The organism is Phenylobacterium sp., assembly GCF_030697305.1.
Lineage (GTDB): Bacteria > Pseudomonadota > Alphaproteobacteria > Caulobacterales > Caulobacteraceae > Phenylobacterium.
Genome location: NZ_JAUYQL010000045.1, coordinates 1 through 8,938, shown reverse-complemented (window position 1 = coordinate 8,938; position 8,938 = coordinate 1). Strand labels below are relative to the sequence as shown.

The following is an 8,938-nucleotide window of genomic DNA, read 5'->3' as shown; positions in this document are numbered from 1 at the left end:
ACCGGCGACTGAACGCTTATTCCGCGCCGCCTGGGGCCGTAGCTCAGTTGGTAGAGCGCCTCGTTCGCAATGAGGAGGTCAGCGGTTCGACTCCGCTCGGCTCCACCAGGCTTTTCGCAAGCCTGGTCTCTCCAGGCACACTCCGATATCGGCGCGCCGAGGCGCCTGAATCCATGGCGTCGGCGCGGTCCGATGGCCTGTGGCCGGCCACGCTTTTGACTCGGGCCTCGCTTGGCGCCTTGTTGGGACCTCGGTCGCATGGCGCCGAGGCGCGGGGCGGCGCGACTGCGAGCCGGACGCGGCCTTCGCCCGCAGGGAGCACACCATGGATATTCAGGAAATCGCCGCCGGCATCGGCTCGAGCCAGGCGCTGCGCGACGTCGCCGGCAAGCTCGGCATCAGCCCCGAGCAAGCCCAGACCACGCTGCAGGGCGTTTTGCAGCATTTGTCCAGCGGTGGACAGATGGAGAGCATGGTCGAGGGCGTGGCGGCGAAGGCTGGCATCTCCGCGGCCACCGTCCAGCAGTTCCTGCCCAGCATCATGGGCCTGCTCCAGGGTCACTCCGAGAACGCGTCCGAAGGGGTCCAGGCAGCGCTGACCGGAGTGATCGGATCGCTTCAGGGTTCGCCGATCGGGGGGCTGCTGTCGGGCCTGGACGCGAACAAGGACGGGTCGATCGTCGACGACGCCATGGGCATGATGAAGGGGCTGTTCGGCGGCAAGCCGGCCTGACATCGCCTTTTTTACGCACCGCCGCATCAGCGCGTTGGCGGCCCGTTGGGAACTCTCTGAGCACTTTCGAGGTATTGCCTGCGAGCCGTCGCGGCGTGCGTTGTAGAGCGCCCGCCTGGGGGCTATGTTGCAGTGCACACAATCGGGCTCGCGCGTTGTTCTCCAAGTTGTTCCCCAAGCCGGTCGCCAACCGCACGCCGCCGAACACCGGCGGACGGCTGATCTACGCCGTGGGCGACGTGCATGGGCGTCTCGACGTGCTGGAGCCGCTGATCGCCGAGATCGCCGCGGACGCCGCCCGTTCGCGTCCGGCGCATAAGCCGCTGCTGATCTTCCTGGGCGACTATGTGGACCGCGGCGACGCCAGCGCCGGGGTCATCGACCTGATCCTGAGGCTGCAGGCCGATAACGCGTTCGAGGTCGTGGCCCTGAAGGGCAACCACGAGGAGGCGCTGTTCCAGTTCCTCGACGACCCGAGCTTCGGACCGCTGTGGATCGAGCATGGCGGCGGACCGACCCTGGCCTCCTACGGCGCGCCGGCGCCGGTGGGCCGTGGCGACGCAGAGTCCTGGATGCGCACCCGAGACGCCTTCGCCGCCGCCCTGCCCGACGACCATCGCCGGTTCCTGGAGAGCCTGGAGCTGATCGTCACGGTCGGCGACTACGCCTTCGTGCACGCCGGCGTGCGTCCTGGCGCGCCGCTGGAGCGCCAGACCGAGCACGACCTGCTGTGGATCCGCCACGACTTCCTGCAGGCGAACGGCCCGTTCGAGAAGGTCATCGTGCATGGCCACACTCCGGCCGAAGCGCCCCAGATCACCCCGCACCGCATCTGCGTCGACACCGGCGTCTATGCGACGGGCGTGCTGACGGCCGTGCGCCTCGACGCCGATGGCCCGCGCTTCCTGCAGGCCGGACGCCGCCAGGCGGCCTGACCGGCGCTTTCGCGTCCTCAAGCTAGTGGGCGTCGTCCCAGTTGGGCGCGGCCCTCGCCTCGACCACCAGGGGAACGGTGAGCGCCACAGCGGGCGCGGGCGCGGCCTCCATGACCCGACGGGCGACCGCGATCACAGCGTCAGCCTCGGCCTCCGGCGCCTCGAACACCAGTTCATCGTGCACCTGCAGCAGCATGCGCGCTGTGAGCCCCTCGGCGCGCAGAGCGTGGGGCATGCGCACCATGGCGCGGCGGATGACGTCGGCGGCGGCGCCCTGGATCGGCGCATTGATCGCCGCGCGGTCGGCGAAGGCGCGCTCGGCGGGCGACTTGCCGCGCACCGCCGGGATGTTGACCTTGCGCCCGAAGATGGTGGTGACGAACCCCTGGCTGCGCACCTCGGCCTTGGCGCGGTCCATGTAGGCGCGGATGCCGGGGAAACGCTCGAAGTAGGTCTTGATGTAGGCGCCGGCCTCGTCCTGCGGGATCGACAACTGGTTGGCCAGGCCGAACGCCGAGATGCCGTAGACGATGCCGAAATTGATCGCCTTGGCGCGCCGCCGGGTCTCAGCGGGCATGCCCTCGACCGGCACGCCGAACATTTCCGAGGCGGTCATGGCGTGGATATCCAGGCCTTCCTTGAAGGCCCGCTTGAGCTGGGCGATGTCGCCGATGTGGGCGAGCAGCCGCAGCTCGATCTGGCTGTAGTCGGCGCTGATCAGCACATGGCCCGGCTCGGCGATGAAGGCCTTGCGGATCTTGCGGCCTTCCTCGGTGCGGATCGGGATGTTCTGCAGGTTCGGGTCCGAAGATGACAGCCGCCCGGTGCTGGTCGACGCCAGCGAGAACGAGGTGTGGACGCGGCCAGTGCGCGGCGCGATCGCGGCGATCAGGTTGTCGGTGTAAGTGCCCTTGAGCTTGGAAAGCTGACGCCAGTCCAGCAGCGCCCTGGGCAGGGCGTGGCCCTGGGCGGCCAGGTCCTCCAGCACCGAGGCGTCGGTCGACGCCGCGCCCTTGGCCGTGGTCCGTCCGGTGCCAAGGCCCATCTCGGCGTAGAGGATCTCGCCGATCTGCTTGGGCGAGCCCAGGTTGAACGGCCGGCCAGCCAGGGCGTGGGCCTGGGCCTCGAGCTCGACCATCCGCACGGAGAAGTCGTTGGAGAGCTGACGCAGGCGCTCGGGATCGACGCGGATGCCCGCGCACTCCATCTGCGCCAGCACCGCCGGCAGGGGCCGCTCCAGAGTCTCGTAGACGTTCAGCAGGCCTTCGGCCGACAGCCGCCCGCGCAGGTGGCGATAGAGGCGCAGGGTGACGTCGGCGTCCTCAGCGGCATAGCAGGAGGCCTCCGTGAGCGGCACGTACTTGAAGCTCTTCTGCGCCTTGCCGGTCCCGGCGACCTGTTTGAACGGGATCGGCTCGTGGCCCAGCCAGAGCTTCGACAATTCGTCCATGCCGTGGCCGTGCAGGCCGGCCTCCAGCACGTAGGAGATCAGCATCGTGTCTTCCACCGGCGTGACGTCGACGCCGTATCGCGAGAGCACCGCCAGGTCGTACTTGGCGTTCTGGGCGACCTTCAGGACGCTGGGGTCCTCCAGCAGCGGCTTCAGCCGGGCGATCACGCTCTCCAGCGGGATCTGCGTCAGGTCGGCGGCGGCCTCCAGGGCCAGGCCTTCCATCTCGCAGTGGCCGACCGGGATGTAGCAGGCCTCTCCCGGGGCCACCGCCAGCGACACGCCACAGAGCCCGGCGTTGGCCGAACTCAGCGCGTCGGTCTCGGTGTCGAAGGCGACGACGCCGGCCGCATAGGCGCGCGCGATCCAGTCGTCGAGCGTGGCTTCGTCGCGCACGCAGACGTAAGACGTGACGTCGATGGGCGAGGCGGGCGCGGGCTCCGCCGGCTTCTGGGGCGCCGCCGCCGGCGCGATCTGGCCGCCTCGGGCCTCGGCCACCCGACGCGCCAGCGTGCGGAACTCCATGGCGTCGAGGAAGGTCGCCAGACCTTCCGCCGACTGGGTGGGGTCGATCACCGCCAGGTCGTCGATCGGGGCCGGCAGCGGCGTATCGCAATCCAGCTGCACGAGTTGGCGCGACAGGCGGATCTGGTCGGCGAAGTCGATCAAGGTCTGGCGGCGTTTGTCCTGCTTCACCTCATGGGCGCGTGCCAGCAGGGTGTCGAGGTCGCCGTATTCGTTGATCAGGGCCGCGGCGGTCTTGACGCCGATGCCCGGCGCGCCGGGCACGTTGTCGACGGAATCACCGCACAGCGCCTGGACGTCGACCACCTTGTCCGGCGCGACGCCGAACTTCTCCATCACCTGCTCGGGCCCGATCAGCAGGTTCTTCATGGTGTCGAGCATGGTCACCTGCGGGCCGACCAGCTGCATCAGGTCCTTGTCCGACGATACGATCACCACGTCACCGCCCAGATCTCGGACCTTGCAGGCGTAGGCGGCGATCAGGTCGTCGGCTTCGTAGCCGGGCAGCTCCAGGCAGGCGACGCCAAACGCCCGCGTCGCGTCGCGCACCAGCGGGAACTGCGGCACCAGATCCTCCGGCGCCGGCGGGCGATGAGCCTTGTACTGATCGTAGAGGTCGTTGCGGAAGGTCTTCTCCGAATGGTCGAAGATCACCGCCAGGTGGGTCGGCGCATCCGGCTGGGCGCGCATGTCGACCAACAGCTTCCACAACATGTTGCAGAAGCCGGCCACCGCGCCGATCGGCAGGCCGTCGCTCTTGCGCGTCAGCGGCGGCAGGGCGTGGTAGGCGCGGAAGATGTAGCCCGAGCCGTCCACCAGGAAGAGCCGCACCTTCGGCCCGTCCTGGGTGGTGTCGCGCGGGAGGTCGGGAAGGCTCTCGGGGGCGTCCGCCAGCAGATCGGTCATGGCGCCTAAGATAGGACCGGGATCGCCCGCGGTCACCCGCCGAGCGACGACTTCAGGCGAACCGTGTGTTGAGATTGGCGAGCGGCGCCCCGGCCAGCGCCAGGGTCGAGGAGTCTCCGCTCGCCAGATAGGCTTTCACGCCTGCATCCATCGCCGCATAGGCCGCGCGGAACGGCGCGGTGGCCGAGCTGACGCGCCGCACGCCCAGCGCCTGCAACCTGGCGGCGGTGGGCGCGCCTGGACGGCCCATGACGTTCATCGGCAGGTCGATACCGGCGGCAAGCGCGCCGATCAGCGTCTCGTCCACCGGGCCGGGCACGAAGATCCCAGCCGCGCCGGCGTCGGCGTAAAGGCGTGCGCGGCGCAGCGCTTCGGCCAGCGTCGCCTCACCCTCCCCGCCGCGGAGGTAGAGGTCGATGCGGGCGTTGACGAACAGGGCGACCCCCGGGCCCTGGGCCGCCTTCACCGCGGCGGCCACCTTGCGCGCGTGCAGATCGGGATCGCGCCCGCCGTCCTCCAGATTGATCCCGACGCAACCGGCGTCGACCACGCCGCGAATGGTGCGCGCCAGTTCGTCCAGGTCGTCGGAGTAGCCGCCCTCGATGTCGGCGGTGAGCGGGACGCTCAGCACGCGGGCGATCTCGCCCAACGCCTGGATCAGGATCGGCGTCGGCAACTTGTCGCCATCGGCGTAGCCGTGCGCCCAGGCGACCGCGGCAGAGGAGGTCGCCACGGCTTTGGCGTCGGCGTCCTGCATCAGGGCGGCGCTGGCCGCGTCCCAGCAGTTGGGCAGGACGAGGATGTCGGGGCCAGCGTGCAGGCCGGCGAAGGTTGCGGCGCGGTCCTGCTGGCTCATCGTCCCCTCATCCTTGGTTATCAGTGGCCGTGCGGGCCTTCCCAGACGCCGGGGGCCAGGCGCTCATCCTCCGACCCTTCCGAGCCGTGCGCCAGCACGAAGCGGCGATCGCAGTAGGGGCATTCGACGAAGTCGGCCTCGCCCATCTCCAGCCAGACCCTGGGATGCCCGAGGGCGCCGCCGACGCCGTCACAGGCGATGCGCCCCGAGCGCACGGTGATGGTCTCCGGCGCGGGCAGGGTGGACGACAGCGCGGGCTCGGCCGGCATCGGCTCGGGCCGGGTCTGGGCGTCTGCGCCGAGGTTGCGGGGTCTGCGGGCCATCTTGGGTCTTCAGTCTCTGGGTCTGGAATTCTACGGCCGCTTGGCGTTGCGCCTGAGCCGGCCTAGGTATGCGCCACCGCCTCGGCGCGTCAATCGATTGGACGGCGAATGGACCTTCCCGACAACGCCATTGAGATCATCGGCCTGGTGAAGACCTATCCGGCGACCAAGACCACGCCGCAGATGCACGCCCTGAAGGGCGTCGACCTGGCGATCCCGCGCGGTTCGATCTTCGGTCTGCTGGGGCCGAACGGGGCCGGCAAGTCGACTATGATCAACATCATGGCCGGGCTCTGCAAGAAGACCTCGGGCACGGTGCGCATCTGGGGCCGCGACATTGACACCCGCGCCCGCGACGCCCGCGCCGCGATCGGCGTGGTGCCGCAGGAGATCGCCGCCGACCCATTCTTCACGCCGCGCGAGTCGCTGGAGGTTCAGGCCGGCATGTACGGGGTTCCGCCGTCCGAACGCCGCACCGACGAGCTGCTGGCCGCGCTTGGCCTCGCCGACAAGGGCGACGCCTATGTGCGCCAGCTCTCCGGCGGGATGAAGCGGCGGCTGATGGTCGCCAAGGCGATGACCCACAACCCGCCGGTGCTGATCCTCGACGAGCCTACCGCCGGCGTCGACGTGGAGCTGCGCCGCCAGCTCTGGTCTTATGTGCTGGAGCTGAACCGCCGCGGCGTGACCATCGTGCTGACCACCCACTACCTGGAGGAGGCCGAGGAGCTCTGCGACCACATCGCGATCATCAACCGCGGCGAGGTGGCGGTGTGCGAGCCCACGGCGACGCTGCTGCGCCGTCTGGACACCCGCAACGTGGTGGTGACCCCGGAGGAGCCGGTGACTGAGGCGCCGGCGCTTGAGGGCTTCGAGACCAAGCTTCGCCCGGGCGGCGCCTTCTCGGTGACCTATCGCACGGGCCAGTCCAGCGTCGAGCAGGTGTTGGCCGCGCTGCGCGCCAGCGGCCTGCACATCCGCGACATCGCCACCGAGGACCCGGACCTGGAAGACGTGTTCCTGTCGCTGACCTACGCCGCCCCGCAGGCCGAGCCCGCCTAAGCCTTTGCGGCCCCCGCGCCTTTCGGTTAGAGAAGCGCCCTGCTCGCAGACCGCACCCGTAGCTCAGCTGGATAGAGCGTTGCCCTCCGAAGGCAAAGGTCACACGTTCGAATCGTGTCGGGTGCGCCAGCGATTTGTCTGCAAAAACATCTAGATAGGTTGTATTTCGCTTACGAGCGAAAACCTGTCGTCTAGATCGGGCAGCACGGGGGCAGCACGAGGATCAGCAGTTGCGTGAAGTGCGCTCGCCGCGCGACCTCTCGAGTGCGGCTAAGCTTCGCACCGTGTCCAGCGCCTAAATTAGCCCGAGCTCACGCGGCATGACGTAGCGTCGCCACTTCCGCTGTTCATTTGGCAATGCAGTCTCACTGCGCCGTTAGGGCTTGCGCAGGTAGGAAAATTCCATCCAAGATGAGGATCAGTAACCCGGGAAAATGGACACATAAAAGTCGAGATGATTTTGGAGAAAATTTAGTATGAAAAGAAGCGCACCCAACGTTCATTAGCAGAGAGGACTAGAAGATTCTGGTTAGCTGAGCGTTTAGACGAAATGATTGCACGTCATTTAGATCCGATTCGACCAAATCTGCACTTAGGCAACAGTTGATTTATTCGCAGTAGTCTTCATAATTCGACACAACACTCTCAAAATCGGATTGTGCACTGCGGAGTCGGGAAAATTCGGAAGAGCAGTCGTCTGTGCCCCTACTGCTGGCAAAGCATTGACTGTAGCGCCGGAGCGCTGAGCTGACATCATCAACGGTGGAGTTGTACGCAGCGATGGCGTCGCGACATTTTTCCGGATCACGCGCCTGGGACGCGCTTCCTGAAAACGACGCCACCGAAGCCAGAGCCGCCATCAGCGCAAACTTACTTCTCACCATGCTTTGCCTTCGCTCCCGGTGTCGCAGCTTCGCCTTGATGGCCTCTTCGTCCTAGTCGGCGCGCCTTAGTGCGCCACCGGGCTGATTGAGCGCTTCTAGCACGGGAGCGTGAACTAACTCTCATCAGAAAGCCGGCGTTTCGAATCGACCCCTCGCCACTGACCGCGCTCATGCTGCAAATCCAAGTGCCGCACACAGCACCGGAGAGCGGGACTGCGGCTTGGCGGTCAACCCAATCGCGCGTAAAGAATCTGCAGAATTGTTCGGAGTTGCAGATTCGACATGGCCCGGGAACGCATCGTTGTCGAAACCTCCGAGGCTCAAAAGGCGGCGCTCGCAGAGAGGCTGGGGCTTCAGGGCGAGAGTTTCGCCACCTGGGTGGAAGACCACATCGAGGCAGAGCTTCCTCGTCGGGCCGTCACAGATGACGTTACCGATACTCCCCTGTCGGTCAGTGAGCTGCTCGACAGCGCCCGGGTCTTCGATACCTTGAATGCTGTCGACTGGGCCTTCACCAACGACGACACGAGATATCTCACCCACGACCTACATCCTTATCCGGCGAAGTTTCCGCCGCAGATACCAGCGGAATTGATTCGGCGACTTTCGCTGCCTGGGGACCTGGTATTTGACCCCTTCGGAGGGAGCGGGACCACTGCTGTCGAGGCCGTGCGGCAGCGGCGTCGCGCGTGCTCGCTAGACGCGAACCCGCTTTCGGCGCTCATCGGCCGCGTGAAGAGCGCGCCCCTTGCCTCGGAGGCGGCTATCGAGCTCGATGCTCTTCGAGTCACGGTTGACAGTTACATCGCCAACGCCGGCAGCAAAGGCACAAACTGGTCGGAAGGTCTGATTGCGAAGCATGCGGGCCTGATTCCTGATATCCCCAATCTGGAGAAGTGGTTCTGCACGGCAGCAATCGGCGAACTTGCGCTGCTCCGCCACCTGATCGGCAGCCTCACCTCAGCTTCTGCGCAGGACGCCGCACTGTTGTCTCTCGCTCGCATTGTGACGAGAGTCTCGAACCAAGATTCTGAGACGCGGTATGTGGCTCACCCGAAGGATCTCAAAGCCGGGCTCACGCTCAGAGCCTTCAATGAGTCGCTGAGGATGGTTGCCCGAAAGTTGGAAGTCTCGGCCCCCGCGCTCACTGGCGCCTCCGTATCTTTCGCGCATGGGGACGCACGAACTTCGATCGTGACGGAGCTGCAACCCGCGTCGGTAGACCTGATTGTGACCTCGCCGCCTTATCCCAATGCTACCGACT

General features: G+C 66.8%; 7 protein-coding genes and 2 tRNA genes. 6 read left to right on the top strand and 3 right to left on the bottom strand.

Annotated features, from left to right (window positions below; translation table 11 throughout):
- Positions 1–32 precede the first annotated feature (32 nt).
- The 3 genes from Q8R27_RS05410 (at position 33) to Q8R27_RS05400 (ending at position 1,668) form a co-directional block, all read left to right on the top strand.
- Positions 33–108: transfer RNA gene (locus Q8R27_RS05410), tRNA-Ala, on the top strand.
- A 217-nt stretch (positions 109–325) separates the two neighbouring features.
- Positions 326–733, top strand: coding sequence for a hypothetical protein (locus Q8R27_RS05405; RefSeq protein WP_305698047.1), 408 nt, complete (start codon positions 326–328; stop codon positions 731–733).
- A 155-nt stretch (positions 734–888) separates the two neighbouring features.
- Positions 889–1,668 carry a metallophosphoesterase family protein gene (locus Q8R27_RS05400; protein ID WP_305698046.1) on the top strand — a complete coding sequence of 260 codons (780 nt, stop codon included), beginning with the start codon at positions 889–891 and terminating at the stop codon, positions 1,666–1,668.
- A gap of 22 nt (positions 1,669–1,690) precedes the next feature.
- Here Q8R27_RS05400 and polA read toward each other — a convergent pair whose 3' ends face one another.
- The 3 genes from polA to Q8R27_RS05385 all read right to left on the bottom strand — a co-directional run bounded on the left by polA (position 1,691) and on the right by Q8R27_RS05385 (position 5,674).
- Complete coding sequence (polA, locus tag Q8R27_RS05395; protein ID WP_371134651.1) at positions 1,691–4,537, bottom strand: DNA polymerase I; 2,847 nt, start codon at positions 4,535–4,537, stop codon at positions 1,691–1,693.
- Between the two features lie 64 nt (positions 4,538–4,601).
- Positions 4,602–5,405, bottom strand: a complete 804-nt coding sequence (locus Q8R27_RS05390; RefSeq protein ID WP_305698044.1) for an isocitrate lyase/phosphoenolpyruvate mutase family protein — start codon at positions 5,403–5,405, stop codon at positions 4,602–4,604.
- Positions 5,406–5,425: 20 nt separating this feature from the next.
- The gene (locus tag Q8R27_RS05385) at positions 5,426–5,674 is read right to left on the bottom strand and encodes a zinc-finger domain-containing protein (RefSeq protein WP_371134650.1); all 249 of its coding nucleotides are present in this window, start codon (positions 5,672–5,674) and stop codon (positions 5,426–5,428) included.
- 162 nt (positions 5,675–5,836) lie between these two features.
- Here Q8R27_RS05385 and Q8R27_RS05380 point away from each other — a divergent pair, with 162 nt between their 5' ends.
- The 3 genes from Q8R27_RS05380 to Q8R27_RS05370 form a co-directional block, all read left to right on the top strand.
- Positions 5,837–6,790, top strand: coding sequence for an ABC transporter ATP-binding protein (locus tag Q8R27_RS05380; protein WP_305698042.1), 954 nt, complete (start codon positions 5,837–5,839; stop codon positions 6,788–6,790).
- Between the two features lie 52 nt (positions 6,791–6,842).
- A tRNA-Arg gene (locus Q8R27_RS05375) sits at positions 6,843–6,919 on the top strand.
- A 1,037-nt stretch (positions 6,920–7,956) separates the two neighbouring features.
- A partial coding sequence (locus tag Q8R27_RS05370) for a DNA methyltransferase (RefSeq protein ID WP_305698041.1) occupies positions 7,957–8,938 on the top strand: 982 nt, incomplete at its 3' end.

Excerpts from the sequence above, each read along its gene's own strand:
- Q8R27_RS05405 (WP_305698047.1), top strand. The coding sequence starts at position 326 with ATGGATATTCAGGAAATCGCCGCCGGCATCGGCTCGAGCCAGGCGCTG.
- Q8R27_RS05390 (WP_305698044.1), bottom strand. The coding sequence starts at position 5,405 with ATGAGCCAGCAGGACCGCGCCGCAACCTTCGCCGGCCTGCACGCTGGC.
- Q8R27_RS05385 (WP_371134650.1), bottom strand. The coding sequence starts at position 5,674 with ATGCCGGCCGAGCCCGCGCTGTCGTCCACCCTGCCCGCGCCGGAGACC.
- Q8R27_RS05380 (WP_305698042.1), top strand. The coding sequence starts at position 5,837 with ATGGACCTTCCCGACAACGCCATTGAGATCATCGGCCTGGTGAAGACC.